Below are 26,986 nucleotides of genomic sequence, written 5' to 3' on the forward strand. Positions count from 1 at the left end.
CATCCTTGCGCGATGCCCAAGCGCAGCAACGCCCCCACGGTGGATCCACTCTCGCAAGCCGTGACGGCGTTGCCAGGCGTGGGGCCCGTGGTCGCCGGGAAGCTGGCGGCGAGAGGCCTGCTGAGCGTGCAGGACCTTTGGCTGCACTTGCCGCTGCGCTACGAAGACCGCACGCGCGTCACGCCGATCGCGAACCTGGTGCCGTCACAGCCGGCGCAGGTCGAGGCGCGGGTGGAGGCGGTCGAGCGCAGCTTCCGGTACCGGCCCTTGCTGCGCGTGGTGGTTTCGGATGACTCGCGCGGGACTCTGGTGTTGCGCTTTTTCCATTTCGGCAAGGCGCAGCTGGCGCAGTTCGTGCCCGGCCGCCGGATCCTGTGTTACGGCGAGGCGCGGCCGGGGCAGCACGGGCTGGAGATGGTGCATCCGAGTTACCGGCTGCTGGCCGACGACGCCGACGCGGTGATCCGCGACCGGCTCGACCCGGTCTATCCGGCGGTCGAGGGCCTGGGGCCGCAGTCGCTGTCGCGGCTGATCGGCGAGGCGCTGCGGCTCCTGCCGCCTGCCGAGGCGCTGGAACTGCTGCCGGCCGACCTGCGTGCGCGCCTGCAGCTGCCGACGCTGCGCGATGCGCTGCTGACCGCGCATCGCCCGCCGCCCGACGCGGACCTGGCGCAGTTCGCCCTGGGCGTGCACCCGGCGCAGCGGCGGCTGGCGCTGGAGGAACTGCTGGCGCACCACCTGAGCCTGCGCCGCCAGCGCATCGCACTGCGTGCGCATGGGGCGATGCCGGTGCGACCTCCAGGCAAGCTGGCGGCCGCGCTGGGCAAGCGCCTGAAGTTCAAGCTCACCGGCGCCCAACAGCGCGTGCTGGAAGAGGTGGCGCGCGACATGTCACGGCCCGAGCCGATGCTGCGGCTGGTGCAGGGCGACGTCGGCAGCGGCAAGACCGTGGTCGCTGCCCTGGCGGCGGCCAATGCCGTCGAGGCCGGCCGCCAGGTCGCGCTGATGGCGCCGACCGAGCTGCTGGCCGAACAGCATCTGGCCAACTTCCGTGCCTGGCTCGAGCCGCTGGGTGTGCAGGTGGCCTGGCTGGCCGGCAAGGTCACCGGCAAGGCACGCACCGCGGCATTGGCCGAGATCGCCTCGGGGCGCGCCCAGGTCGTGGTCGGCACGCATGCGCTGATGCAGGACAAGGTGGTGTTCTCCAGCCTGGCACTGGCCATCGTCGACGAACAGCACCGCTTCGGCGTGCACCAGCGCCTGGCCCTGCGCGACAAGGGCCTGGACGGCAGCCAGGTGCCGCACCAGCTGGTGATGACCGCCACGCCGATCCCGCGCACGCTGGCGATGTCGGCCTACGCCGACCTGGACGTGTCGGTGATCGACGAGATGCCGCCGGGCCGCACCCCGGTGACCACGGTCGCGGTCAGCGGCGAACGCCGCGGCGAGGTGGTCGAACGCATTCGCGCCGCCTGCGCCGAAGGGCGGCAGGCCTATTGGGTCTGCACGCTGATCGAAGAAAGCGAGGAAGTGGAAGGCCAGGCCGCGCAGTCCACCTTCGAACAACTCGGCCAGCTGCTGCCGGAACTGCGCCTGGGCCTGCTGCACGGGCGAATGAAGCCTGCCGAGAAGCAGGCGGTGATGGCACGTTTCAAGGCTGGCGAACTGCAGTTGCTGGTCGCCACCACCGTGATCGAGGTCGGCGTGGATGTGCCCAATGCCAGCCTGATGATCATCGAGAACGCCGAACGCCTCGGCCTGGCCCAGCTGCACCAGCTGCGTGGCCGGGTCGGGCGCGGCGCGGCGGCGTCGAGCTGCGTGCTGATGTACAAGCCGCCGCTGTCGGCGATGGCGCGCGAGCGGCTGGAGGTGATGCGCGCCAGCACCGACGGTTTCCTGATCGCGGAAAAAGACCTCGAGCTGCGCGGCCCCGGCGAGTTGCTGGGCACGCGCCAGACCGGACTGGCCAGTTTCCGTGTCGCCGACCTGGTGCGGGATGCCGGGTTGTTGCCGACCGTGCACGAAGTGGCGGAAACCCTGCTGGCCGAGCAGCCCGCGCTGGCCGACCGGCTGGTGCGGCGCTGGGTGGGCGGCGCGGCCCGGTTCGCCGGCGCCTGAAGTTGCCCATTGGGGCAACTTCCCGGGGTGTCGGGGCAGGCGTAGAGTCAGCCGTGGCCCACTCTGGGTGGGTCGATCCCGGCCGGACCCCACTTCACCCCGGCCGGGCCTACCGAGGAGGACGTCATGAAAATCCGTCCGATGTTGTTCGCCCTCGTCGCCGCATCCACGGCGACCCTGGTCGGTGCAAGCGCTTCCTTCGCGTCGACCAGCTGGAAAGATCCGGGCCAGTCGCGGCAGGCCACGCGCGACATGGTCGAGCAGACCATCGATCGCCTCTACAGCCTGGAACCCAGCGCCCGCCGCGCCATCCGGCAGTCGGGGTACTACGCCGTCTTCGATATCGCCGCCGACGGCAGCGGCCGGGGCATGGTGGTCGAGGAGTCGATCCGCGAGGAAACACTGATGGGTGTCAGCGGCTCGCAGCCGGCGACTCCGGGAGGTTACCGCCAGGTCTGGGTGTTCAAGACGCCCGAGGCCTATCGCGAGTTCATCGCGCATGGCCACGCGTTTGCCGACGGAACCCGCCTGGAGCCGAATCTGGCCCTCGGCGCGCCGTGGCCGCCGGGCGCGCTGAGAGTCGCCGATGACGTCACGCTCTACCACATCACCAACGAAGGCCTGGTAATGGACCTGACGATGCCGGCGAGTGCGTACCGGCGCAACATCGCCTTCGATCGCACAGGGCGCCTCTGACGCGGCACTGCGGGATGCGGGCGTCCGATCTGCGACAATCCGCGGATGGACGAACGCATCCCGCTGTTGATCGACACCGACCCGGGCGTGGACGACGCCCTGGCCTTGCTGATGGCCTTTGGCGACCCACGCCACGAACTGCTCGGCCTGACTATCGCGGCGGGCAATGTCGGCCTGCGCCACACCGTCGCCAACGCGCTCAAGCTCTGTGAAGTCGCCGGTGTGCAGGTGCCGGTGTACCCCGGCTGCCCGGTGCCGCTGGTGCATGCGGCCGAGGATGCGGCCTACGTACACGGCGAGGACGGTTTCGGTGGCACCGGCCATGTCCCGGCGGCACGGCAGGCCGAGTCCGAACACGCCGCGCTGGCGATCATCCGGCTGGCGCGCGAACACGAGGGCCGGCTGCTGCTGGTCACCCTGGGGCCGCTGACCAACCTGGCGCTGGCGGTACGGCTGGACCCGGACCTGCCTTCGCGCATCGGCCGCCTGGTGGTGATGGGCGGCGCGGTGACCGGGCTGGGCAATACCTCGGTCCCGGCCGAATTCAACATCGCCTTCGACCCGGAGGCGGCCGAGGTGGTGTTCCGGGCCTTCCCCGGTTCGAGCTGGTGGACTGGGAGGCGGTGCTGCGGCACGGTTTCCTGCACCGGGATTTCGAGGCCTGGCTGGCCGCCGGGGACGCCCGGGCCCGGTTCTACGACGGCATCTCCCGCTTCACCCGGCAGTGGTCCGAGGAGCGGCGGGGCACCCACTGGCACAGTGCCGACGCCCTGGCCATGGCTGCGGCCCTGCAGCCGGATGGGGTGCTCCGGGCCGAACACCGGTACCTGGCCGTCGAGCTGGAAGGCCGGCTCAGCCGGGGGCGACCCTGGTGGACTGGCAGCAAAGAACCGGGCGGGCGGCGAATGCCCGGATCGTGATGGATTACGACCCGGCCCGGTTCCAGGCCCAGCTGCGGGCGGCCCTGGGGGCCTGAAGGCAGGGGCGGGCTTGCGGCGGCCCGTGCGGCCGGCCTATAATCCCCGTCTTTCCCCACGCAAACCCGGCGGAGCTTTAGCCATGAAGGCCGACATCCATCCGAACTACAAAGAAGTCGTCTTCCAGGACCTGTCCTCCGACTTCGCGTTCCTGACCCGTTCGACCCTCTCCAGCAAGGAGAAGGTGAAGTGGGAAGACGGCAATGAATATCCCCTGATCAAGGTCGACATCACCTCGGCTTCGCACCCGTTCTACACGGGCAAGCAGAAGGTGCTGGACACCGGCGGCCGCGTCGACCGCTTCCGCAAGCGCTACGCCAAGTAAGCGCCGTCCCGGGCGACCGGGACGCGGACCACGAAAGGCCACCCCGACGGGTGGCCTTTCGCGTTTCCGTGACCCCGTACCAAGGTTCATGCCCCCGTAACTGACTTGCCCGCAGGGCCTGTGAGATACTTCGGCGCATGGTGGTCGCCCCGGGCGGCGCCTTCACTTTATGTTGCGATCGCCGCGCCTGAGCCTTCGTGGATGCGGATCGCGCCATCCCCTGCAAGGAGTCAGCCCGTGTCCGACAACAAGAGCGTCGTGCTCAACGCCGCCGGCAAAAACGTCGAGCTTCCCGTCCATACTGGCACCCTCGGCGCACCCTGCGTCGACATCACCCGACTGCCGAAAGAGACGGGCCTGTTCACCTACGACCCGGGTTTCGTCGCCACCGCCAGCTGCCGCAGCGCGGTGACCTACATCGACGGCGACGAGGGCGTGCTGCTGTACCGCGGCTACCCGATCGAGCAGCTGGCCAAGCATTCCAACTTCCTCGAGGTCAGCTACCTGCTGATGAACGGCGAACTGCCGAACAAGCAGGAGTTCGACAAGTTCGAGCACGAAGTCACCCACCACACGATGATGCACGAGGCCTTCAAGGGCTTCCTGGGCGGTTTCCGCCACGACGCGCATCCGATGGCGATGCTGTGCGGCATGATCGGCTCGCTGGCCGCGTTCTACCACAGCGACCTGGACCTGGATGATCCCGAGCAGCGCCGCCTGGCGGCGATCCGCCTGCTGGCCAAGGTGCCGACGATCGCCGCCGCCTGCTACCGCTATTCGATCGGCTGGCCGGTGCGCTACCCGCGCAACAACCTCGAGTACGTCGAGCGTTTCCTGCACATGATGTTCGAAGTGCCGAGCGAGCCGCTGATGATGAAGCCGGTCGCCGCCCGCGCGCTGGACCTGCTGTTCATCCTGCACGCCGACCACGAGCAGAACGCCTCCACCTCCACGGTCCGCCTGGTGGGTTCCACCGGCGCCAATCCCTACGCCTGCGTCGCCGCCGGCGTGGCCGCGCTGTGGGGCCCGGCGCACGGCGGCGCCAACGAGGCGGTGCTGAAGATGCTGGCCGAGATCGGCAGCGCGAGCAACGTGCAGGGCGCGATCGACAAGGCCAAGGACAAGAACTCGGGCTTCCGCCTGATGGGCTTCGGCCACCGCGTGTACAAGAACTTCGACCCGCGCGCGACCATCATCCGCGAGATGTGCCACCAGGTGCTCAACGAGCTCGGTGTCAACGACCCGATGCTGGAAGTGGCGATGAAGCTGGAAGAGGCGGCGCTGAAGGACGAGTACTTCGTGCAGCGCAAGCTCTACCCGAACGTCGACTTCTACTCGGGCATCATCTACAAGGCGCTGGGCATCCCGACCGAGATGTTCACGGTGATGTTCGCCATCGCCCGCACCGCCGGCTGGGTCAGCCACTGGCTCGAGCAGCAGACCGACCCGGAAGCCAAGATCGGCCGCCCGCGCCAGATCTACACCGGCGCCGCCAGCCGCGACTACGTGCCTGCCGACAAGCGCTGAACCGCACTCCGGCGCAAACCCGGAACGCCCCGCACTGCGGGGCGTTTTGTTTTCCAGGTCAGTCCGGCGGATCGTCCATCAGGCGCTTGAGCGCGGCAGCCGAGGCGCGCGCCATCGGACGGTCGTCGATTGCGTCCAGGGGCGGCTGCCTGAGGGCACTGGCCGGCAACAGCAGCAGTTCGAAGGCTATGCCGTCGGCTTCGAACTGCCAGGAGGGGACGTCGGCCGTGCGGTCGCGCTGCAGCCGCAGGCGGCGGCTGCGCTGGCGGGCCGGGATGCGCTGGTCGTGCAGCAGGCGGGCCAGGGCGTCCGGATCATCGGCGTGCAGGTGCAGGACGACGGTGGCGTCCGGCCCCACGCCGCCTTCGAGCACGGGGCCGGCCAGGCGCGGATCGAAGGCGGCGAAGAAGCCCATGGCCTCCAGCGCCGCCGACCTCAGGCGGCCCAGGTCGGGTCCCGGCGCAGCCTGGAACAGCCGCTGGCGGCTTCCCAGGGCCTGTCGGACCTCCTCGCCCGTGGGCCACAGAGTTTCGTCGCGCAGGCCCAGGCGGGCCGCAGCCTTGCGCCTGGCGGCCTCCGGGCTGTCCGCGCCACCTTCCATCAGCAGCCGGGCGGCCGCCTCGGCCACCTGCAGGCGCTGTTGCCGGCTCCTGGTGTCGTCGTGTCGGCGCGGGCTCATGTCGTGCTCCCGGGACTCAGAAGATGTCGAAGGCCTCTTCGTTGCTCAGGGGCGGGTCCAGGTCGAAGCCGCTGGTGGCGATGCGCTCGTAGTCCTCGCGCTTGAAGTATTCGGTCATCGCCCCCGGCGTGCCTTCGGGCAGCAGGCGGCCGGTGGCCGGGCTGATCGAGGCGGTGACGATCCCCGGCGGCGGCACCAGTTCGACCACCGGCACGTCCTTGAGCGCGACGCGCATGTAGCCGATCCAGATCGGCAGCGCGGCCTTGCCGCCATATTCGCCGCGGCCCAGGTGGAGAAGTCGTCCTTGCCGACCCAGACCGTGGTGACCAGGTCGCCGCCGAAACCCGAGAACCAGGCGTCGCGGTGCTCGTTGGTGGAACCGGTCTTGCCGCCCAGGTCATCACGCTCGAGTACTTTGGCGGCGGTCGCGGTGCCGCGCTTGACCACGTCCTTCATCAGCGAACTGACCAGGAACGCGGTGCGTTCGTCGATCGCGCGCGGCGCCAGTTTCACCGGGCCGTCTGCTGGCTCGGGTCCGGCCGGGACAGCCACGGTTTCGGCCGGCGGCGGGCGGTGCCCTCGGGGCTGAAGTCGAAGCCGTCCACCACCGACGTGGCGCGCTGCTCGCCGGCCGCACGGCCGGGGCAGCCACGGCAGGCGCGGACCGGATCGGCTTCCGACAGCACCACGCCGTTGCGGTCGAGCACCTTGTCGATGAACCGGGGATCCACGCGGTAGCCGCCGTTGGCGAACACGGCGTAACCCCGGGCAATGGACAGTGGCGTCAGCGACGAGGTGCCCAGCGACATGGACAGGTTCGGCGGCAGGCTTTCCTGGCTGAAACCGAACTGGGTGATGTAGCGGCTGGCGAAGTCCACGCCGATGGCATCGAGCAGGCGCACCGAGACCAGGTTGCGCGACTGCACCATGGCCTCGCGCAGGCGCATCGGGCCGGCGAAGTTGCCGGCGTCGTTCTGCGGCCGCCAGACGTTGCCGGCCCGGTCGCGGAACACCACCGGCGCGTCCAGCACGATGCTGGCCGGCGAGAAGCCGCGTTCGAAGGCCGCGGCGTACACGAACGGCTTGAAGCTCGAGCCGGGCAGGCGCTGGGCCTGGGTAGCGCGGTTGAACTTGTTCAGGCCGAAACTGAAGCCACCCACCAGGGCGCGGATGGCACCGTCCTCGGGTTGCAGCGACACCAGGGTCGCCTGTGCCAGCGGGATCTGGGCCAGCTGCAGCTTGCCGGTTTCAGGGTCCAGGTTGAGCCGGACCACGTCGCCGCGCTTGAGCAGTTGCTGCGGGTTCTTGCCGGTCCATTTGCTGGTTTCCGCGTCCAGTTGCAGTGCGGTGCCGGCGCTGGTCAGTACGTCGGCCTTGCCGCCGGCAGTCCCGGTGACCAGGACCGCCGCAAGGCCGCCCACGGTCGGGTAGGGCCGCAGGCGCTTGCGCAGGGCCTCGGGTGTTTCGCCTGCCGGCAGGTCGAGCTGGGCCTCGGCACCGCGCCAGCCGCGCCGGCGGTCGTATTCCATCAGGCCCGAGCGGACGGCCAGCGCCGCCGCCTGCTGGTGGGTGCTGTCCAGCGTGGTGTAGACCTTCAGCCCGCTGGTGGTGGCCTCGGCGCCGTAGCGCTGCTCCATTTCCGCGCGGACCATCTCGGCCACGTAAGGGGCTTCCACCTCGATCTTGGGCTCGTGCGGGCTGGCGTTCACGCGTTCGGCTTGCGCGGCCTGTTCCTGCGCCGGCGTGATCAGGTTTTCCTCGCGCATCCGCTGCAGCACGTAGTTGCGGCGCACCAGCGCGCGTTCGGGGTTGATGATCGGGTTGCCGCTGGACGGGAATTTCGGGATCGAGGCCAGCATGGCGGCTTCGGCCAAGGTCAGCTGGTCGAGCGACTTGCCGTAGTAGAACTCGGCGGCGGCCGCGACGCCGTAAGCCCGGTTGCCGAAGAAGCTTTTGTTGAGATAGAGCTCGAAAATCTCGTCCTTGCTGAGTTCCCGCTCCATCTTCAGCGCCAGGAATATCTCGGTGAGCTTGCGCGTGTACGAGTATTCCGAGCTCAGGAAGAACATCTTGGCGACCTGCTGGGTGATGGTGCTGCCACCCGGGACGCGACGGTCGTCCGTGGTCGCCAGCAGCCACACGGCACGGCTGATGCCGCGCCAGTCCACGCCCGGGTGCTCGTAGAAGCGGGCGTCCTCGATGGCGATGAAGGCATGTTTGACGTGCGGGGGCACGTCCTCGATCTCGACCGGGTAGCGTCGAGTCTCACCGATCAGTGCGACCAGCTTGGCGTCCCGGGTGTAGATGCTGAGCGGGACCTGGAGCTCGACGTTGCGCAGTTATGGACGTCGGGAAGGCGGGGGCGATGAGCCAGTACAGGACACCAAGGGCGATCAGGCCCAGCAGGGCCAGACCGGCGAACATAATCAGTGCCCGGCGCAGCAGGCGTACAAATCGGGCCATCCAGGGCCTCTCCCGAGGTTTACATCGACATGGGGCAGGGAGTATAGAACGTGCCATGGCCCGGAACTGCCGTGGGGGCGGCCGGATTCCGGGGTCATTTGCGTCTAAATGGGGAGCGCGAAGGGGTAGGCCGGCCGGTGGCGGTGCGTCCCAATGAAGGGGGCATTGCCATTTGGGAATTTTTCGTTATTTAATGTAACGGCGCACCAATCGCTTGTAAGCGCCCGTCGGAAGGGGAGAAACCGTGGGTCTTTTCGGAAATGCCAAGACACCGCTGGTCGGCCTGGACATCAGTTCCACTGCCGTCAAGCTTTTGCAGCTCACCGAGTCCGGCGGGCGGTACCGCGTTGAGCATTACGCGGTCGAGCCGCTGCCGCCCAATGCCGTGGTCGAGAAGAACATCGTCGAGGTCGAGGCGGTCGGAGAGGCGATCAAGCGGGCCGTGGCCCGCTCGGGAACCAAGGCGCGGCACGCCGCGGCGGCGGTCTCCGGTTCGTCGGTGATCACCAAGATCATCCCGATCCAGGGCGACCTGGACGAGGATTCACTCGAGGACCAGGTCCAGCTCGAGGCCTCGAACTACATCCCGTACCCGATCGACGAGGTCAGCATCGACTTCGAGGTCATCGGGCCGGTGCCCAACAACCCGGAGATGATCCAGGTCCTGTTGGCCGCCTCCCGTACCGAGAACGTCGAACTGAGGCAGTCGGCGCTGGAACTGGGCAACCTCAGCGCCAAGGTCATCGACGTCGAGGCCTTCGCGATGGAGAACGCCTTCAAGCTGGTGTCCGACCAGCTGTCGGTGCCCAAGGACGCGATCGTCGCCCTGGTGGACATCGGCGCGACCATGACCACGCTGAACGTGCTGCGCGGCCAGCGCAGCATCTACACCCGCGAGCAGGTCTTCGGCGGCAAGCAGCTGACCGACGAAGTCATGCGCCGCTATGGCCTGAGCTACGACGAGGCCGGTCTCGCCAAGCGCCAGGGCGGCCTGCCGGAGAGCTACGAGGTCGAGGTGCTGGAGCCGTTCAAGGAGGCGCTGGTCCAGCAGGTCAGCCGACTGCTGCAGTTCTTCTACGCCGGCAGCGACTTCAACCGCGTCGACCAGGTGGTTCTGGCGGGTGGCTGCGCTTCGATCGCCGGTATCGGCAACCTGGTGGAGGAGCAGCTCGGCGTCCCCACCGTCATCGCTAACCCGCTCGCCAACATGGCGCTCGGTCCCCGCGTCCAGGCTCATGCCCTGGCGCAGGATGCTCCGGCACTCATGATCGCTTGCGGCCTGGCCTTGAGGAGCTTCGACTGATGGCCAGAATCAATCTACTTCCCTGGCGCGCCGAACGGCGCAAGCTGCGCCAGAAGGAATTCATGAGCATGCTCGGGCTGGCGGGCGCGGCCGCCTTGCTGCTGAGCTTCCTGATCGTCATGTACTACAACGGCCAGATCGAAGGCCAGCAGAACCGCAACCAGTACCTGCGCGACCAGATCGTCCTCGTTGACCAGCAGATCAAGGAAATCGAGGAACTGGACAAGAAGAAGGCCAACCTGCTCGCACGCAAGCAGGTGATCGAGGAACTGCAGGCCAGCCGTTCGCAGATGGTGCATCTGTTCGATGAGCTGGTGCGCACGATCCCGGAGGGTGTGCGCCTCAATTCGATCAAGCAGAACGGCCAGACCCTGACGCTGGAAGGCCTGGCGCAGTCCAATGCCCGGGTCAGCTCCTACATGCGCAACCTGGAGGAGTCGGGCTGGATGGCGAGCCCCGACCTGTCGATCATCGAGGCCAAGGGCACCGACAAGGGCCTGCCCAATGTGTTCTCGCTCAAGGTGCGGCTGAAGAGCCCGAGCAGTGAAGAGGCTGCAGCGGATCCGTCCGCGACCGCCCCGGCTGCCGTCGTTGCCGGAGGTGCGAAATGAGCAGCAAGAAGATCGACCTCCGTAATCTCGATTTCAACAACACCGGGTCCTGGCCGTTCCAGGTCAAGATCGGCGCGTGCATCCTGCTTGGCGTGGTGATTGTCGGCCTGGCCTGGTACTTCTTCGTCAGCGACCAGCGCCTGGTGCTGGCCAGCGAAGAACAGACCGAAGTCACCTTGCGCGAAGAGTTGGGGCAAGCAGGGACGTGCCGCCAATCTCGAGCCGCTCAAGCAGCAGCTCGCGCAGATGGAAGTGATGCTGCAGCAGATGCTGCGCCAGCTCCCCAGCAAGAACGAGATGCCCGACCTGATCGTCGATGTTTCGCAGACGGCACTGGCCAGCGGCATCAACAACGAGCTGTTCCAGCCTGGTGCGGAGACCATGCTCGAGTTCTACGCCGAGAAGCCGATCGCGCTGCGCATGGTGGGCACCTACCACCAGTTCGGTGCCTTCGTCAGCGGCGTGGCCTCGCTGCCGCGCGTGGTGATCATGACCATGCATGACATCTCACTGAAGCCGCGCGGGCCCAACGACAGCACCCTTGTGCTGGAGGGGACCGTGAAGACCTACCGCTACCTTGACGAAGAAGAGGTCGCGGGCGCCGGTTCGACGGCCAGCAACGGGGTGCCAAGTGATGGCCTCGTCCACCAACAGCAAAGCGCTTCCGGGCCTGCTCATCGCCGCCATGGTGGTCCTGTTGCCGGCGTGCACGCGCGGTAGCGGCGATCTTGAGGCCTGGGTGGCGGAAGTGAAGGCCCGGCCGGCGCCACCGCTCGACCCGCTGCCGGTCATGAAGCAGTTTGAAACCTTCGAGTACGCTGCGCAGAACCTGCGCGACCCGTTCAGCCAGCCGGCGCCGGACAGCAATTCGAGCAATGCCCTGAGGCCTGACCCGAATCGCCGCAAGGAGGTTCTCGAAGCCTTCCCGCTCGACAGTCTCGACATGGTCGGCACCATTGGCGCCAGCGGCAACATCGTCGGCTTGGTGATGGGACCGGACCGGGTGACCTACCGGGTCCGTCCTGGCAACTACATGGGTCTCAGCGACGGTCGCATCACCGCGGTCTTCGAGGACCGTATCGAAATGGTCGAACTCGTACCTGATGGGGCGGGTGGCTGGCTTGAGCGTCAAGCCAAGATCGCCCTTGAAGACAATTGATTGGGGGAATGCACGATGACCGCGAATAAAACGATCGGCCAGGGGATGGGCACCAAGCGCACTTGGTTGCTGGCCATGGGAGCGCTCGCCGTCGGACTGACGACGTCGCTGTCCGCCATGGCCGCGAACGTCCTCCAGGACGTGCGTTACGCCTCGGCCCCCGGAGGCAAGGTGGACATCACCCTGCAGTTCGCCGAGCCGGTGGGTGACGTCCAGGCCTTCACGACGGATACGCCGCCGCGCATCGCGGTGGACATCCCCGACACCACCAATGGCCTCAGCCAGCGACGGGTTGTGATCGGCAGCGGTGCTACCTCCGCGGTTTCCGCGGTCGAAGCCGGCGGCCGCACCCGGGTGGTGGTCGACCTGTTCCGGCCGGCCAGCTACACGACCCGCAGCGCAGGCAACCTGCTGGTGCTGACGGTGGATGCCGGTGCGGTCCAGAGCAATGCGGCCAACGCGATGGCGAGCTCGTCCGATCCGACCAAGAAGGTCGCATCGGACATCCAGGTCGCCAACATCGACTTCCGTCGTGGCGAGAACGGCGCCGGTCGCGTCATCCTCCGCTTCAGTGGAGATGGCGCGGCGGCCGATATGCGCAACGAAGGCTCGAAGGTGGTGGTGGACGTCGCCAATGCCAGCATCCCCGAGAACCTGCGTCGCCGCCTCGACGTCACCGACTTCGCCACCCCGGTCCAGAGCCTGGAACCGAATGCGAACGCCGGCAGCACCCGTCTGGTGATCAACACCAATGGCGCCTATGACTCGATGGCCTACCAGACCGGCAACGAATACGTGATCGAGATCGCGCCCAAGCGCGGCGCCGTGATCGCCGCTGCCAAGACCGGGCGGGCTGCTGGTGCAGTCGCCGAAGGTTCCGAGACGCAGCGTTATGTCGGCCGCGCGGTCACCTTCAACTTCCAGGACGTGCCGGTACGCACGGTCCTGCAGCTGATCGCTGAGGAATCCAACCTCAACGTGGTGGCTTCGGATACTGTCCAGGGCAACGTCACCCTGCGCCTGATCAACGTGCCCTGGGACCAGGCGATGGAAATCGTGCTGCGTGCCAAGCAGCTCGACAAGCGCCGCGACGGCAACGTCATCTGGATCGCACCGCAGAAGGAAATCGCCGATTTCGAGAAGGCCAAGGCCGATGCACGCATCGCGCTCGAGGACCGCGAAGAGACGGTTACCGAATACATCCCGATCAACTATGGCAACGCCGAGGACATCGCCAAGCTGCTGACGGAAGACAGCAAGCAGGCGCAGGGTGGTGGGTCAGGTGGTGGGTCAACTGGCGGCAGCCGGGGCTTCCTGTCGCCCCGCGGCAGCGTCAGTTTTGATAGCCGCACCAACACGCTGCTCGTTGTCGATATCCCCAAGAAGGTAGATGAAATCCGGACGTTGCTTGCCACGCTTGACCGCCCGGTCGACCAGGTCCTCATCGAAGCCCGCATCGTCGTTGCTTCCGAGACCTTCGCCCGCGAACTCGGCGTGATCTTCGGTGTCCAGGACCGCGTCGGCACGCTGCCGGGTGCCGCCGAAGCCGGCGAATCGACCTCCGACTCCGGCTTCCCGTGGTGGGCCTGCCGGCCTCCACGCCTGCCGGCATCCTCAACCTCAGCATCCTGCGCAGCGACATCTCGCTGGATCTTGAATTGTCCGCGCTCGAGGAAGAGGGCCGTGGCGAGGTGGTTTCCAACCCCGCGTCATCACCGCGAACCAGCGCGAAGGCATCATCCGCCAGGGCGACGAAGTGGGTTACCTGACGATCCAGCCGGCCACCACGCCGGGTGCGGTTGCGCAGGCTACCGTCGAGTTCAAGGAAGTGCTGCTTGAGCTGAAGGTCACGCCGACCATCACCCAGGACGGCCGCGTCTACCTGAACCTGATGGTGAAGAAGGACGAAGTCAGCGAGCTGATCGCGAACCCGGCGGGTGGTTTCGTGCCCCAGATCGCCCGTCGCGAGGTCAGCACCGCGGTGCTGATCGACAACGGCCAGACGGTCGTGGTCGGCGGCGTGTACGAGTTCAGCAATCGCGAAGACCTGCGCAAGGTGCCGTTCCTGGGCGACGTGCCGGTGCTCGGCAACCTGTTCAAGAACAAGAACAAGCAGGTCGAGAAGGCCGAACTCCTGATCTTCGTGACGCCGCGCGTCCTCCAGGTCGCTGGCGACCGCGGCTGATCCGCGCAACAACCGCTCGACCGCCACAGGGCCGCGAAAGCGGCCCTGTGCCGTTATGCGTACTGGAAAGGTGTGCACGCATGACGAGGAGGCCGGATGAGGTCGTTGCGGATCCAGCTTGAGGCCGGCGAGCGGCTGTTCCAGGAAGGTGATGATCCCGGGTCCGCCTTCCTGATCGAGTCCGGCGCGATCGAGGTGAAGACCCGCCATCGCGGCCACGAGGTGATCCTCAGCCTGCTCGGGCCGGGGGACCTGGTGGGCGAGATGGCAGTGATAGACGACGCGCCGAGGACCGCGACCGCGACCGCCATCAGCGCCTGCGTCCTGTTTCCGATCGATCGCCAGCAGTTCGCGGATCGGCTGGCCGTAACCGACCCGATCGTGCGCTCGTTGCTTGAGGGTCAGTTGAAGCGATACCGCGGAGCATTGGCGGCCCTGCAGGGGAAACAGCAGGCCCCGGACACCGCATCGCCATCGGAGCAGCTCGGCATCAGCAAGATGCGGCTGGAGGCGCAACTGCGCGAGGCCCTGGCCGGGCACCAGCTCGAGCTCAGCTATCAGCCCCTGATGGATGTGGCGCGCACCGAGGTTGCAGGCTTCGAGGCCCCTGGTGCGTTGGAATCATCCGGAACGGGCTGGATCTCGCCGGTCGAATTCGTCGCCCTGGCAGAAGAAACCTCATTGATCGTCCCGGTTGGCGAATATGTGATCGACACGGCCTGTTGTGCCATTGCGAGCCTGCTCGCGTCCGGGGCCTACCGCGCGCCGTTCGTAGCGGTGAACGTATCCTCGCGGCAACTGGCGCATCCGGGGCTGGTCGAACGCATCGTCGCACGGGTGGATGCGGCGGATCTGCCACGCGGCAGCCTGAAGCTGGAGATCACGGAGAGCCAGGTACTCGACCATGACCTGGTGGCGGGCTTGATCGAGCTCTGCCACCAGCACGGAATCAAGGTGGCGCTGGACGATTTCGGCACCGGGTATTCGCATCTCGACACCCTGCACCGGCTGCCCTTCGATACGATCAAGGTCGACCAGGCGTTCTCCGCAACATGCTGCTCGAACCACGTGCCATGGCCATCGTAGAGACCATCGTGCAGCTGGGGCGCGCGTTGTCGGCGGATATCGTGGTCGAAGGCATCGAGACCGGGGAGCAGCTGCAGGCCCTGCGCCGCCTGGGCTGCCAGTATGCCCAGGGCTACCTGATCGGCCGACCGCAGTCGTTGACGCAAATCCTGGCAAGTACATGAGCGCGCGAGGTCCATGGCGCTGGTAAGCTTCGGGGGCTCTCAGACACCCGGGACTCCGTGTTGATCCAGACCCTGTCGCGTCTAGTCGGTGCAGCCATCGCCGCCGCCCCGGATGCCCGGGCCGGCGCGGGCATCGACGACCTCATCCAGTCGATCTTCGGCCCGGTTGCCGACGTGCTCTCGGCCGTCGTCTTCGTCGAAGTGCCACTTCCGGGCGGCTTGAGCGCACCGGTGATCGTGATCTGGCTCGTGATCGCCGCCTGCGTATTCACCACCTACTTCCGCCTGATCAACCTGCGCGGATTCCTGCATGGCTACCGCGTCATCCGTGGCGACTACGCAGAGCCGAACGGGCCGGGCGAGGTCAGCCACTTCCAGGCGCTGACATCGGCCGTCTCCGGCACGGTCGGACTGGGCAATATCGCCGGTGTCGCGGTCGCGATCACCGTTGGCGGCCCCGGCGCCACCTTCTGGATGATCGTCGCCGGCCTGCTCGGCATGTCCACGAAATTCGTCGAATGCACGCTGGGTGTGATGTACCGGCGCCAGAACGCCGACGGCAGCGTTTCCGGCGGACCGATGTACTACCTGCAGCAGGGCATCGCCGCGAACCACCCGAAGCTCGCCGGGCTGGGCAAGAGCCTGGCGGTGTTCTACGCGGCCTGCATCGTCGGCGGTGCCGCGGGTTCAGGTGCCCTGTTCCAGGCCAACCAGACCTACGCGCAGGTGTTCGCCGTCACCGGCGGCGCGGAAGGGCCGATGGCGGGCAAGGGCTGGTTGTTCGGCATCGGCCTGGCCATCCTCACCGGCATCGTCGTGGTAGGCGGCATCTCGCGCATCGGTCGCGTCACCGCACGGCTGGTCCCGGCCATGGCCGCGATCTACCTGCTGGCCGGTGTGGCCGTGCTGCTGGTGAACGCCGAGCGGATCCCGGCGGCGATCGGCGCCATCCTGCACGGCGCCTTCAGCGGCGAAGCGGCCTATGGCGGCATGCTGGGCGCGCTGATCGTCGGTTTCCGCCGGGCGGCCTTCTCGAACGAGGCGGGACTGGGCTCTTCCGCCATCGCGCACTCCACGGTGCGCACCCGCGAGCCGCTGACCGAAGGGTTCGTGGCGCTCTGGGAACCGTTCATCGACACCGTCGTGATCTGCACCCTGACCGCGTTGATCATCATCGTCTCCGGCCAGTACCTGCACTCGGGCCTGGATGGCGTGGCGCTGACCTCGGGGGCCTTCGCCTCGGTGTTCCCGTGGTTCCCCTACGTGCTCACCGGCGTCGTGTTCCTGTTCGCCTACTCGACCATGATCACCTGGGGTTATTACGGCACCAAGGCCGTGGGTTTCCTCACGGGCGAATCTGTGCTGGCCATGAACCTGTTCAAGGTGCTGTTCCTGGCCATGACCGTGGTCGGCTGCTCGATGCAGCTGGGCAGCATCGTCGGCATCGCCGACGCCATGCTGCTGCTGATGTCCATTCCCAACCTGATCGGCGTCTACCTGTTGATGCCGGTCGTCAAGCGCGAGCTCGACAGCTATCTTGCCCGGCTCCGGTCCGGCGAGATCCGCCCGGTCGGCCGAAACACGGAGTAAAGCGCATGTCCACCCTGTCCCTGCACACCAAGATGCTGATCGGCTTCGTGGTCGGCGTCTGCCTGGGCCTGGCCGCCAACCTGCTGGCGGCCGATGCCGGCTGGCTGGCCACCCCTGGTGCGCTATGTCGCCGACCCGATCGGCCAGCTGTTCCTGCGCCTGTTGTTCATGCTGGTGATCCCGCTGGTGTTTTCCGCCCTGGTGCTGGGCGTGGTGGAGATCGGCGATCCGCGCTCACTCGGACGCATCGGCGCCAAGACCCTGGTCTGGATCCTGGTGGTCACCTCGCTGGCGGTCACCATCGGCCTGGTGGCGGTGAACCTGGTGAAGCCCGGGCAGGGCATCGCGCCGGAACTGGGCCAGCAGATCATGGCGCAGACCGGCGAGCGTGCCGCCCAGATCGCCGCCGGTCGCGAGGCGGTGTCGGGCATCGACATCCTGCTCAACATCGTGCCGCGCAACCCGGTGCAGGCGGCGGCCAACGGCGACCTGATCGCGGTGATGTTCTTCGCCCTGATGTTCGGCGTCGCCGCGACCGTGATCCGAAGCGACGGCACTCGCAGCTTCGTGGCGACCATCCAGGGCGTCTACGACATCTGCCTGAAGCTGATCGACTGGGTGATCCGGCTGGCGCCCTATGCCGTGGCCGCCCTGCTGTTCTCGATCACGGCCAAGCTGGGTTTCGACGTGCTGGTCCAGCTGGCCCGTTTCGTCGCGACGGTGCTGGCGGCGCTGGCGATCCACTTTTTCGTGGTCTTCCCGATCCTGCTGCGCACCTTCGGCGGCATGTCGCCGCTGGGCTTCTTCCGCGGCGCGCAGCCGGCGTTGCTGACGGCCTTTTCCACCTCGTCCTCCAGCGCCACCCTGCCCACCACCCTGAAGGTGACGGAAGAAGCCCTGGGCGTACCGCGGCGTGTCGCGCGTTTCGTCTGCACCCTGGGCGCCACCGCCAACATGAACGGCACGGCCCTGTTCGAAGGCGTGACCGTGCTGTTCCTGGCCCAGTTCTTCGGGGTCGAACTGAGCCTGGTGCAGCAGGTCATGATCCTGGTGCTGTGCATCCTGGGCGGCATCGGCGCGGCCGGCGTGCCGGGTGGCTCGTTGCCGGTGATCGCGATGATCCTGGCGATGTTCGGCATCCCGCCGGAGGGCATCGGCCTGATCCTGGGCGTGGACCGGCTGCTGGACATGTGCCGCACCGTGGTCAACGTCGGCGGCGACATGGTCGGATCGGTGGTGATCGGCCGCAGCGAGCGCGGCCATGACGCCGAGGCCCCGGCCACCGCCGCCACGCCCGGGTAACACCCCGGCGGGGCCGGCGCAAGCGCGACAGCGCGCGCCGGGTCGGCGACAATAGCGCCCCGTCGGCCCGGCCCCGGGCCCCGATCTGGACGCTCCGCTCCCATGACGCCTTCCCGCCGCGATCTCGCCAACGCCATCCGCTTCCTGGCCATGGACGCCGTCGAGGCGGCCAAGTCCGGCCACCCCGGCATGCCCATGGGCATGGCCGACATCGCCGAGGTGCTCTGGAACGACTTCCTGAGCCACAGCCCGCAGAACCCGAAGTGGTTCAACCGCGACCGCTTCGTGCTGTCCAACGGCCATGGCTCGATGCTGGTCTACGCCCTGTTGCACCTGAGCGGCTACGACCTGCCGATCGAGCAGCTCAAGCGCTTCCGCCAGCTGCACAGCAAGACCGCCGGCCACCCCGAGTTCGGCCACACCCCGGGCGTCGAGACCACCACCGGCCCGCTGGGCCAGGGCCTGGCCAATGCCGTCGGCATGGCACTGGCCGAGCGCCTGCTGGCGCAGCGCTACAACCGCCCCGAATTCGAGATCGTGGACCACCACACCTGGGTCTTCATGGGCGACGGCTGCCTGATGGAGGGCATCTCGCACGAAGCCGCCTCACTGGCCGGCACCTGGGGCCTGGGCAAGCTGATCGCGTTCTGGGACGACAACAAGATCTCGATCGACGGCAACACCGACGGCTGGTTCACCGATGACACCGCGGCGCGCTTCGAGGCCTACGGCTGGCAGGTGATCCGCCATGTCGACGGCCATGATCCGCAGGAGATCACCCAGGCCATCAAGACCGCGCAGGCCGAAACCGGCAAGCCGACCCTGATCTGCTGTCGCACCACGATCGGATTCGGCGCCCCCACCAAGGCGGGCAAGGAGTCCAGCCACGGTGCGCCGCTGGGCAAGGACGAGATCACCGCCACGCGCGCGGCGCTGAACTGGCCGCACGCCCCGTTCGAGATCCCGCAGGCGATCTCCGACGGCTGGCGCGCCGGCAATGCCGGCCTGGTGCGCGAGGAGCAGTGGAACCGCCTGTTCGACGCCTACGCCAAGGCCTTCCCGGAGCTGGCTGCCGAACTGGCACGTCGCTCGCACGGCGAACTGCCGGAAGGTTTCGCCGATGCCGCCCGCGCCTACGCCGCAAAACTGCAGCAGGACGGCCCGGTGGTCGCCTCGCGCAAGGCCTCGCAGATGGCGCTGGACGCTTTCGGCCCGCTGCTGCCGGAACTGATCGGCGGCTCCGCCGACCTGGCGCATTCCAACCTCACCCTGTGGAAGGGCAGCAAGTCGGTCACCACGAACGATGCCAACGCCAACTACGTGCACTACGGCGTGCGCGAGTTCGGCATGAGTGCGATCAGCAACGGCATCGCGCTGCACGGTGGTTTCATCCCGTACGACGCGACCTTCCTGGTGTTCTCCGACTACTCGCGCAACGCGTTGCGCATGTCGGCCCTGATCCCGACCCGTGCCATCCATGTGTTCACCCACGACTCGATCGGCCTCGGCGAGGACGGTCCGACCCACCAGCCGGTCGAACACCTGGCCGCACTGCGCTACATCCCGAACAACGACGTCTGGCGTCCCTGCGACGCGGTCGAGTCGGCCGTGTGCTGGCAGGCGGCGATCGAACGCACCGACGGCCCGAGCTGCCTGGTCTTCAGCCGCCAGAACCTGGCGCACCAGCCGCGCGATGCGCAGCAGGTCGCCGATATCGCCCGCGGTGGTTACGTGTTGTCCGACCCGGGCGAGGCGAAATTCGACCTGATCCTGATCGCCACCGGTTCCGAAGTGGAGCTGGCGATGGAAGCCATGCGCCAGCTGGCGGGCGAGGGCATCAAGGCCCGCGTGGTCTCGATGCCGAGCACCGACGTGTTCGACCGCCAGCCGGTCGAATGGCGCGAGGCAGTGCTGCCGTCCTGGTGCCGCAAGCGTGTCGCGGTGGAAGCCGGCGTCACCGACTTCTGGCGCAAGTACGTGGGCCTGGACGGCGCCGTGGTCGGCATCGACAGCTTCGGCGCCTCGGCGCCGGCCGACCAGCTCTACAAGCACTTCGGCATCACCACCGAAGCGGTGGTGGCGGCGGCGAAAGCGCTGCGCTGATCCTGCCGGGCCGGCCGCTCAGGGCCGGCCGTCGTTGGCGCAGAACGCGCCGTGCAGCGTCTCGATGATGTCGTGCACCAGGCCGTCGCTGACCGAGTAATACACGGTCTGCGCTTCGCGGCGCGTATTCATAAGGTTCTTCTCGCGCAGCACCGCCAGGTGCTGTGACAGCGCCGACTGGCTCAGGTCCACCAGGGCGTTGATTTCGCCCACCGACATCTCCTTTTCGATCAGCAGGCACAGCACCCGCAGGCGCTGCGGGTTGGCCATGGCCTTGAGCAGGTCCGCTTCCTCGGCCCGTGCCTGCATCTGCAGCGCCGGCGAATGGTCGCTCGGGCGTGGGCGGCTGGTTTGACTCATGTCAGGGCTCTCTGGGGTGGCTGGGCATATTATGCTTGAAATCTAAATAAGCAATCACTAATATAACGACCGGGCAGGGCTCTGCCGGCAAGGAATCGAGACATGGCGGATATCGTGGTTCTGGGGGCAGGCATCGGCGGCATGAGCGTCGCCTACGAGCTGCGCGCGCTGCTGGGCCGCGAACACCGCGTCCATGTCGTGGGTGATGGCGAAAACTTCAGCTTCACGCCCTCCAACCCCTGGGTGGCGGTGGGCTGGCGCCAGCCGGCCCAGATCCAGATCGCCGTCGCCCAGCCCCTGGCGCGACAGGGCATCGGTTTCGATCCGGTGGGGGCGGCCCGGGTCGTGCCCGAGGCCAACCACCTGGTCCTGCGCGATGGCCGCCGGGTCGGATACGACTATCTGGTGATCGCCACCGGGCCGCGCCTGGCCTTCGACGAAGTGCCCGGGCTGGGGCCGGAGGCATTCACCCACTCGATCTGCACCACCCCGCACGCGCTGTCGGCCTGGCAGGCCTACGAGTCCTTCCTGGCGGATCCGGGCCCGGTCGTGGTCGGTGCCGCTGCCGGCGCCAGCTGTTTCGGCCCGGCCTACGAGTTCGCGATGATCCTCGACGCCGACCTGCGCAAGCGCAAGCTGCGCGACCGCGTGCCGATCACCTATGTCAGCAGCGAACCCTATGTCGGCCACATGGGCCTGGGCGGGGTCGGCGATTCCAAGGGCCTGCTCGAATCCGAATTCCGCCAGCGCCACATCAAGTGGATCGTCAACGCGCGTATCCAACGTGTGGACGAGGGCCTGATGACGGTCGAGGAGTTCGACGCCCACGCCAAGTCGCTCGGCATGCACGAGCTGCCATTCAAGTACGCGATGGTGCTGCCGGCCTTCACCGGCGTGGACGCCGTGCGCAGCGCCGCCGACCTGTGCAACCCGCGCGGCTTCGTGCAGATCGACGCCCACCAGCGCAACCCGAAGTACCGCAATGTGTTCTCGGCTGGCGTCTGCGTCGCGATACCGCCGGTGGAAGCGACGCCAGTGCCGACCGGTGCGCCCAAGACCGGCTTCATGATCGAGTCCATGGTCACGGCCATCGCCCGCAACATCGCCGCGGACATCGCCGGCGAACCCGCCGACGCCGTCGCCACCTGGAATGCCATCTGCCTGGCCGACATGGGCGACACCGGTGCCGCGTTCGTGGCATTGCCACAGTTCCCGCCCCGCAACGTGACCTGGGCCAGGGTGGGGAAGTGGGTGCACCTGGCCAAGGTGGCCTTCGAAAAATACTTCCTGGCCAAGATGAAGTCCGGCAACACCGAGCCGGTGTACGAGAAATACGTGCTCAAGGCACTGGGCATCCTGCGCCTGAAATGATCCCAACCCAAAGGAGAACCCCATGAACATCGACCGTGCCGTGATGGCCTTCGCCGGCCTGATGGTCCTCGCCAGCGTCGCACTCACCTATTTCATCTCGCCCTGGTGGCTGCTGCTCACCGTCTTCGTCGGCCTGAACCTGGTGCAGGCGTCCTTCACGGGCTTCTGCCCGGCGGCCATGCTGTTCGCCAGGCTCGGCTTCAAGTCCGGCTGCGCCTTCAAGTGAGGTGACGAAGATGAAGCGCGCCACGCCCGCCATCGCCCTTGCGACGCTGCTGATCGGCGCCTGCGCCGCCGAAGCGCCGGCGCCCGCTACGGCGCCTCCGGTTGCGTTCGAGACCCTCGTGGTCGAAGCGCGCGACCATGCCCGCGAGCGCAGCTGGGACGGCGTCGTCGAAGCCGTGAACCAGGCGACGCTGTCGGCGCAGACGCGTGGTCGCGTGCTGGAACTGCCCTTCGACGTGAACGACTACGTCGAGGCCGGGCAGGTGGTGGTGCGTTTCACCGATGTCGAACAGGTCTCGGCCCAGCGCCGGGCCTCGGCCGCGCTCAACGCGGCGCAGGCCGACTACATCGAGGCGGAATCGTCGTACCGTCGCACCGAAGAGCTGGTGAAACAGCAGCTGCTGTCGCGTGCGTCGCTGGACCAGGCGCGCGCCCGCCGCGACGCCGCCCGCGCGGCCCTGGACTCGGCCCGCGCCGGCGTCAGCGAAGCCGGCGAACAGGTGGACTACACCGTCATCCGCGCGCCGTATTCCGGCATCCTGACCCAGCGCCATGTCGAGGTCGGCGAATCGGTGCAGCCGGGGCAGCCGTTGGTATCCGGATTGTCGCTGCAGCAGTTGCGGGTGAACGTCGAAGTTCCGCAGAGCGATGTGGCGACCATCCGTGAGCACGGCCAGGCCACCGTGGTCCTGCCCGGCGGCGGACGGGTCGAGGCGGCCCAGGTCATCGTGTTCCCGTACGCCGACCCGGCCACGCACAGTTTCAAGGTCCGGGTCGAGCTTCCCGAAGCGGAGACCGGGCTGCAGCCCGGCGCCACGGTGAAGGGCGTTCAAGACCGGCGATTCGCGCAATCTCTGGCTGCCGGCCACGGCACTGGTGACACGCGGCGAAGTGACGGCGGTCTATGTGGTGGATCCGGCCAACCGCGTGATGTTGCGCCAGGTGCGCCTGGGCCACCGCCGCGAGTCCGAAGTCGAAGTGCTGGCGGGCCTGGCGGAAGGCGAACGTGTCGCCACCGATCCGCTGGCGGCGCTCGCGCACCTGGCGTCGGCGGGCCGGGAGCCGGACGATGGCTGAGCCACGCTTCGGCCTGTCCGGGCGCCTCGCGCGTGCCTTCCAGGCGAACCCGCTGACGCCGGTGCTGGCGGTGGCGGGCCTGCTGCTGGGCCTGTTCGCGACCCTGGTCACGCCGCGCGAGGAAGAGCCGCAGATCGACGTCACCATGGCCAACATCACCGTGCCTTTTCCGGGTGCGCCGGCGGTAGATGTCGAAAGCCTGGTCAGCGTGCCGCTGGAACAGGTGCTTTCGGAGATCGAGGGCGTCAAGCACGTGTACTCATCGAGCCGCGCCGGATCGGCCCTGCTCACGGTCGAGTTCGCCGTCGGCGTGCCGCGCCAGGAGGCGCTGGTCCGCCTGTACAACCAGGTCTATTCCAACGCCGACTGGGCGCCGCCCGGACTCGGCGTGGGGCAGGCGCTGGTCCGGCCGATGGGCATCGACGACGTGCCGGTGATGGCGGTGACCCTGTGGACCGACGACCCGGCCCGCGGCGCCACCGACCTGGCCGAAGTCGCGCACACGCTGGAAACCGAACTCAAGCGCGTGCCCGGCACGCGCGACATCTACACCTGGGCGCGCCGCAGCGTGCGGTGGTGGTCGAACTCGACGCCACCCGGCTCGCGTCCTACGGCATGACCGCCGACGACCTGGCCGGCGCGCTCGCCGCCGCCAACGCCGTCACCCAGGCGGGCGAGCGCGTGACGGCCGGCGGCGTGCTGCCGATGACCGCCGGTCGTTACCTGGCGGATGCCCAGCAGGTCTCCGAACTGGTGATCGGTCTTTCCGGTGGTCGCCCGCTGTACCTGGCCGATGTCGCCGAGATCCGCCGCGGCGCCGACCTGCCGACGCAGTACGCCTGGTACACCGCGCCGCCGGGCCAGTTGCAGCCAGAGGGCATCGTCGCGCCGGCGGTGACGCTCGCCATCGCGAAGAAGCCGGGTGCCAATGCCGTCGACATCACCACCGCCATCGCGGAACGGCTCGAGGACCTGAAGGCGACCGTGATCCCCGAGGGCGTGAACGCGACGGTGACGCGCGACTACGGCTACACCGCGAACGACAAGGCGATCAAGCTGATCCAGAAGCTGGTGTTCGCCACGCTGTCGGTGGTGCTGCTGGTGCTGTTCGCGCTGGGCTGGCGCGAGGCCATCGTGGTCGGCAGCGCCGTGGTGTTGACGCTGGCGATCACCCTGTTCGCCTCGTGGGCGATGGGCTTCACCATCAACCGCGTGTCGCTGTTCGCACTGATCTTCTCGATCGGCATCCTGGTGGACGATGCCATCGTCATCGTCGAGAACATCCACCGGCACATGCGCCTGGGCGGCAAGACCCTGCGCGAGGCGATCCCGCCGGCGGTGGACGAAGTCGGCAGCCCGACCATCCTGGCCACCTTCACCGTCATCGCGGCCCTGCTGCCGATGGCCTTCGTGTCCGGGCTGATGGGCCCCTACATGCGCCCGATCCCGATCAATGCCTCGGTCGGCATGCTGCTGTCGCTGCTGATCGCGCTGACGGTGACGCCCTGGTTGTCGCTGAAGCTGCTGTCGCGGCACGCGCCGGCCGGTCCAGCGCCGGCCGGGCACGGCGACGGGCTGTCGGTGCGTCTGCGCGGACTGTTCGAGCGCCTGCTGCGTCCATTATGGAACCAGGCAAGGGGGCATCGCGCCGGCGCCTGCTGTTCCTGGGCATCGGCGCCGCCGTGCTCGCCGCCGCCGGCCTGGCCGCGGTGCAGCTGGTCGTGCTGAAAATGCTGCCCTTCGACAACAAGTCCGAGTTCCAGGTGGTGGTGGACCTGCCCGAAGGCACGCCGCTGGAGCGCACCAACGCCCTGTTGCTGGACCTGGCCCAGGTGCTGTCCGAGGTGCCCGAGGTGAGCGACATCCAGGGTTACGCCGGCACGTCGGCGCCGGTGAACTTCAACGGCCTGGTGCGCCAGTACTACCTGCGCCAGGGCGCCAACGTCGGCGACCTGCAGGTCAACCTGGTGGACAAGCACGCGCGTCACCGCCAGAGCCACGACATCGCGCTGGCGGTGCGGCCGCTGCTGGCGAAGGTCGGCGCCACGTACGGTGCTTCGGTAAAGGTCGTGGAAGTCCCGCCGGGGCCGCCGGTGATGGCGCCGCTCGTGGCCGAGATCTACGGACCGGATGCCGCGCGCGCCCGTTCGATCGCCCGCGACCTGCAGGCGCGTTTCAGCGCCACGCCGGGCGTGGTGGACGTGGACAGCACGGTCGAAGCCGATGCCGAGCGCGAACTGGTGCTGATCGACCGCGACCGCGCCGCGCGCCTGGGCGTGAGCCAGGCCACGATCGCGCAGGCGCTGCAGCTGGGCGTGGGCGGACGCGATGCCACCTACCTGCGCGACGGCGCGTCCAAGTATCCGGTGCCCGTGCGCTTGCGCCTGCCGGCGGGCGACCAGGCCAGCCTGGAACAGCTGCTGACCCTGCGCGTGCGCGCCGGTGACGACCGCCTGGTGCCGCTGTCCGAGCTGGTGACGGTGCAGCGCCTGCCCCAGGAGCCCGTGATCCACCACAAGGACCTGCTGCCGGTGGTGTACGTCACCGGCGACGAGGCCAGCGACATCGACAGCCCGCTGTACGGCATGTTCGACCTGGTGGGGCAGGTGGGTGACAAGCCGCTGGCCGGCACGCCGGTGCAGCAGCACTTCCTGTCGGCGCCGGAAACCGCCTCGGGTTTCGCCATCAAGTGGGACGGCGAGTGGCAGATCACCTACGAGACCTTCCGCGACATGGGCCTGGCCTATTCGGTCGGCCTGCTGCTGATCTACCTGCTGGTGGTGGCGCAGTTCCGCGACTACGTGGTGCCGCTGGTGATCATGGCGCCGATCCCGCTCACCGTGATCGGCGTGATGCCGGGCCACGCGCTGCTGGGCGCGCAGTTCACCGCCACCAGCATGATCGGAATGATCGCGCTGGCCGGCATCATCGTGCGCAACTCGATCCTGCTGGTGGATTTCATCAACCAGTCCATCGCCGAGGGCCACGCGCTGGGGATGCGGTGATCGAAGCCTGCGCCGTGCGCGCGCAGCCGATCCTGCTGACCGGCCTGGCGGCGATGGCCGGCGCCTTCTTCATCCTCGACGACCCGATCTTCAACGGCCTGGCGATCGCGCTGATCTTCGGCATCCTGGTATCCACCCTGCTGACGCTGATCGTGATCCCACTGCTCTACTTCATCCTGCTCGAGCATCGTGGGCGACGCCGGGAGGCCAGCGCATGAGCGAGCCCCTGGTCCTGGCCTGCCCGCATTGCCATGGCATGAACCGCGTGCCGGCGCAGAAACTCGGCGCACAGCCCAACTGCGGCCATTGCCACCGGCCATTGTTCACCGGCGCGCCGCTGGCGCTGGGCGTGGACCATTTCAGCGCCCACGCCGACCGCAGCAGCCTGCCCTTGCTGGTGGACTTCTGGGCGCCCTGGTGCGGGGCCCTGCCAGATGATGGCGCCGCATTTCGAACGCGCCGCCGGCCAGCTCGAGCCCTCCGTGCGCCTGGCCAAGGTGGACACCCAGGCCGAGCCGACGCTGGGCCAGCGCCACGGCATCCGCAGCATCCCGACCCTGGTGCTGTTCCGTCAGGGCGTCGAGATCGCCCGCCAGTCCGGCGCCATGGACGCCGGCGGCATCGTGCGCTGGACCCAGCAGCAGCTGCGCGCCTGAACCT

17 protein-coding genes and 8 pseudogenes are annotated in these 26,986 nt (G+C 67.9%); 22 read left to right on the forward strand and 3 right to left on the reverse strand.

The window, feature by feature from the left end:
- Window positions 1–12: 12 nt before the first annotated feature.
- The 5 genes and pseudogenes from recG to FRZ33_RS06080 all read left to right on the forward strand — a co-directional run bounded on the left by recG (window position 13) and on the right by FRZ33_RS06080 (window position 5,643).
- Window positions 13–2,118 carry an ATP-dependent DNA helicase RecG gene (recG, locus tag FRZ33_RS06060; protein WP_146908410.1) on the forward strand — a complete coding sequence of 702 codons (2,106 nt, stop codon included), beginning with the start codon at window positions 13–15 and terminating at the stop codon, window positions 2,116–2,118.
- Window positions 2,119–2,244: 126 nt separating this feature from the next.
- Complete coding sequence (locus FRZ33_RS06065) at window positions 2,245–2,814, forward strand: lipid-binding SYLF domain-containing protein (RefSeq protein ID WP_146908413.1); 570 nt, start codon at window positions 2,245–2,247, stop codon at window positions 2,812–2,814.
- 45 nt (window positions 2,815–2,859) lie between these two features.
- Window positions 2,860–3,790: pseudogene (locus FRZ33_RS06070) on the forward strand (nucleoside hydrolase).
- An 83-nt stretch (window positions 3,791–3,873) separates the two neighbouring features.
- A complete protein-coding gene (locus tag FRZ33_RS06075) occupies window positions 3,874–4,116 on the forward strand; it encodes a type B 50S ribosomal protein L31 (RefSeq protein ID WP_146908416.1) in 243 nt (80 codons plus the stop codon).
- Between the two features lie 237 nt (window positions 4,117–4,353).
- Window positions 4,354–5,643: a citrate synthase gene (locus tag FRZ33_RS06080; protein ID WP_146908417.1), complete on the forward strand. Its 1,290-nt coding sequence runs from the start codon at window positions 4,354–4,356 to the stop codon at window positions 5,641–5,643.
- 58 nt (window positions 5,644–5,701) lie between these two features.
- Here FRZ33_RS06080 and FRZ33_RS06085 read toward each other — a convergent pair whose 3' ends face one another.
- Together FRZ33_RS06085 and FRZ33_RS06090 are read right to left on the reverse strand one after the other, a co-directional pair.
- Window positions 5,702–6,322 (reverse strand): hypothetical protein, encoded by a 621-nt coding sequence (locus FRZ33_RS06085; RefSeq protein ID WP_146908420.1) that lies wholly within the window; start codon window positions 6,320–6,322, stop codon window positions 5,702–5,704.
- A 16-nt stretch (window positions 6,323–6,338) separates the two neighbouring features.
- Window positions 6,339–8,785, reverse strand: a pseudogene (locus FRZ33_RS06090) (penicillin-binding protein 1A).
- A gap of 244 nt (window positions 8,786–9,029) precedes the next feature.
- On the opposite strand from FRZ33_RS06090, the gene FRZ33_RS06095 reads away from it, so the two are divergent.
- The 9 genes and pseudogenes from FRZ33_RS06095 to tkt all read left to right on the forward strand — a co-directional run bounded on the left by FRZ33_RS06095 (window position 9,030) and on the right by tkt (window position 20,288).
- Window positions 9,030–10,088: a pilus assembly protein PilM gene (locus FRZ33_RS06095; RefSeq protein WP_146908422.1), complete on the forward strand. Its 1,059-nt coding sequence runs from the start codon at window positions 9,030–9,032 to the stop codon at window positions 10,086–10,088.
- A complete protein-coding gene (locus FRZ33_RS06100; RefSeq protein ID WP_146908425.1) occupies window positions 10,088–10,699 on the forward strand; it encodes a PilN domain-containing protein in 612 nt (203 codons plus the stop codon). The genes FRZ33_RS06095 and FRZ33_RS06100 overlap by 1 nt, the downstream gene beginning before the upstream one ends.
- Window positions 10,696–11,338: pseudogene (locus FRZ33_RS06105) on the forward strand (type IV pilus inner membrane component PilO); the annotation flags it as partial. The gene FRZ33_RS06100 and the pseudogene FRZ33_RS06105, both read left to right, overlap by 4 nt.
- Window positions 11,334–11,858, forward strand: coding sequence for a pilus assembly protein PilP (locus FRZ33_RS06110; protein WP_146908428.1), 525 nt, complete (start codon window positions 11,334–11,336; stop codon window positions 11,856–11,858). The pseudogene FRZ33_RS06105 and the gene FRZ33_RS06110, both read left to right, overlap by 5 nt.
- Before the next feature lie 75 nt (window positions 11,859–11,933).
- Window positions 11,934–14,043: pseudogene (locus tag FRZ33_RS06115) on the forward strand (type IV pilus secretin PilQ).
- Between the two features lie 96 nt (window positions 14,044–14,139).
- A pseudogene (locus FRZ33_RS06120) lies at window positions 14,140–15,293 on the forward strand (EAL domain-containing protein).
- Window positions 15,294–15,350: 57 nt separating this feature from the next.
- Window positions 15,351–16,883 carry an alanine/glycine:cation symporter family protein gene (locus FRZ33_RS06130; protein ID WP_227978166.1) on the forward strand — a complete coding sequence of 511 codons (1,533 nt, stop codon included), beginning with the start codon at window positions 15,351–15,353 and terminating at the stop codon, window positions 16,881–16,883.
- 117 nt (window positions 16,884–17,000) lie between these two features.
- Entirely contained in the window at window positions 17,001–18,185 is a 1,185-nt protein-coding gene (locus FRZ33_RS06135) for a dicarboxylate/amino acid:cation symporter (protein ID WP_227978168.1), read from the forward strand.
- A 102-nt stretch (window positions 18,186–18,287) separates the two neighbouring features.
- Window positions 18,288–20,288, forward strand: coding sequence for a transketolase (gene tkt / locus FRZ33_RS06140; protein WP_146908435.1), 2,001 nt, complete (start codon window positions 18,288–18,290; stop codon window positions 20,286–20,288).
- Window positions 20,289–20,306: 18 nt separating this feature from the next.
- Here the strand turns inward: tkt and FRZ33_RS06145 are convergent, their stop codons facing one another.
- Window positions 20,307–20,648 (reverse strand): ArsR/SmtB family transcription factor, encoded by a 342-nt coding sequence (locus tag FRZ33_RS06145; protein WP_227978171.1) that lies wholly within the window; start codon window positions 20,646–20,648, stop codon window positions 20,307–20,309.
- Window positions 20,649–20,750: 102 nt separating this feature from the next.
- On the opposite strand from FRZ33_RS06145, the gene FRZ33_RS06150 reads away from it, so the two are divergent.
- The 8 genes and pseudogenes from FRZ33_RS06150 to trxC all read left to right on the forward strand — a co-directional run bounded on the left by FRZ33_RS06150 (window position 20,751) and on the right by trxC (window position 26,982).
- Complete coding sequence (locus FRZ33_RS06150; protein ID WP_146908438.1) at window positions 20,751–22,019, forward strand: NAD(P)/FAD-dependent oxidoreductase; 1,269 nt, start codon at window positions 20,751–20,753, stop codon at window positions 22,017–22,019.
- A gap of 22 nt (window positions 22,020–22,041) precedes the next feature.
- A complete protein-coding gene (locus FRZ33_RS06155) occupies window positions 22,042–22,245 on the forward strand; it encodes a YgaP family membrane protein (RefSeq protein ID WP_146908440.1) in 204 nt (67 codons plus the stop codon).
- A gap of 10 nt (window positions 22,246–22,255) precedes the next feature.
- A pseudogene (locus tag FRZ33_RS06160) lies at window positions 22,256–23,011 on the forward strand (efflux RND transporter periplasmic adaptor subunit); the annotation flags it as partial.
- A 142-nt stretch (window positions 23,012–23,153) separates the two neighbouring features.
- Window positions 23,154–23,321 carry a permuted SH3 domain-containing protein gene (locus FRZ33_RS17945; RefSeq protein ID WP_484463047.1) on the forward strand — a complete coding sequence of 56 codons (168 nt, stop codon included), beginning with the start codon at window positions 23,154–23,156 and terminating at the stop codon, window positions 23,319–23,321.
- A complete protein-coding gene (locus tag FRZ33_RS17260) occupies window positions 23,314–23,940 on the forward strand; it encodes an efflux RND transporter permease subunit (RefSeq protein ID WP_322619019.1) in 627 nt (208 codons plus the stop codon). The genes FRZ33_RS17945 and FRZ33_RS17260 overlap by 8 nt, the downstream gene beginning before the upstream one ends.
- Window positions 23,898–25,049: an efflux RND transporter permease subunit gene (locus FRZ33_RS17265; protein WP_322619020.1), complete on the forward strand. Its 1,152-nt coding sequence runs from the start codon at window positions 23,898–23,900 to the stop codon at window positions 25,047–25,049. Before FRZ33_RS17260 ends, FRZ33_RS17265 begins: the two co-directional genes overlap by 43 nt.
- Before the next feature lie 2 nt (window positions 25,050–25,051).
- Window positions 25,052–26,544: pseudogene (locus tag FRZ33_RS17270) on the forward strand (efflux RND transporter permease subunit).
- Window positions 26,541–26,982, forward strand: a pseudogene (gene trxC / locus FRZ33_RS06170) (thioredoxin TrxC). The pseudogenes FRZ33_RS17270 and trxC overlap by 4 nt, the downstream one beginning before the upstream one ends.
- Window positions 26,983–26,986: the final 4 nt, after the last annotated feature.

Source organism: Arenimonas daejeonensis, from assembly GCF_007993735.1.
In the GTDB taxonomy this organism is placed as follows: Bacteria; Pseudomonadota; Gammaproteobacteria; order Xanthomonadales; family Xanthomonadaceae; genus Arenimonas; species Arenimonas daejeonensis.

Excerpts from the sequence above, each read along its gene's own strand:
- FRZ33_RS06065 (WP_146908413.1), top strand. The coding sequence starts at position 2,245 with ATGAAAATCCGTCCGATGTTGTTCGCCCTCGTCGCCGCATCCACGGCG.
- FRZ33_RS06155 (WP_146908440.1), top strand. The coding sequence starts at position 22,042 with ATGAACATCGACCGTGCCGTGATGGCCTTCGCCGGCCTGATGGTCCTC.
- FRZ33_RS17260 (WP_322619019.1), top strand. The coding sequence starts at position 23,314 with ATGGCTGAGCCACGCTTCGGCCTGTCCGGGCGCCTCGCGCGTGCCTTC.
- FRZ33_RS06150 (WP_146908438.1), top strand. The coding sequence starts at position 20,751 with ATGGCGGATATCGTGGTTCTGGGGGCAGGCATCGGCGGCATGAGCGTC.
- FRZ33_RS06085 (WP_146908420.1), bottom strand. The coding sequence starts at position 6,322 with ATGAGCCCGCGCCGACACGACGACACCAGGAGCCGGCAACAGCGCCTG.
- FRZ33_RS06100 (WP_146908425.1), top strand. The coding sequence starts at position 10,088 with ATGGCCAGAATCAATCTACTTCCCTGGCGCGCCGAACGGCGCAAGCTG.
- FRZ33_RS06110 (WP_146908428.1), top strand. The coding sequence starts at position 11,334 with ATGGCCTCGTCCACCAACAGCAAAGCGCTTCCGGGCCTGCTCATCGCC.
- tkt (WP_146908435.1), top strand. The coding sequence starts at position 18,288 with ATGACGCCTTCCCGCCGCGATCTCGCCAACGCCATCCGCTTCCTGGCC.
- FRZ33_RS06075 (WP_146908416.1), top strand. The coding sequence starts at position 3,874 with ATGAAGGCCGACATCCATCCGAACTACAAAGAAGTCGTCTTCCAGGAC.
- FRZ33_RS06145 (WP_227978171.1), bottom strand. The coding sequence starts at position 20,648 with ATGAGTCAAACCAGCCGCCCACGCCCGAGCGACCATTCGCCGGCGCTG.
- recG (WP_146908410.1), top strand. The coding sequence starts at position 13 with ATGCCCAAGCGCAGCAACGCCCCCACGGTGGATCCACTCTCGCAAGCC.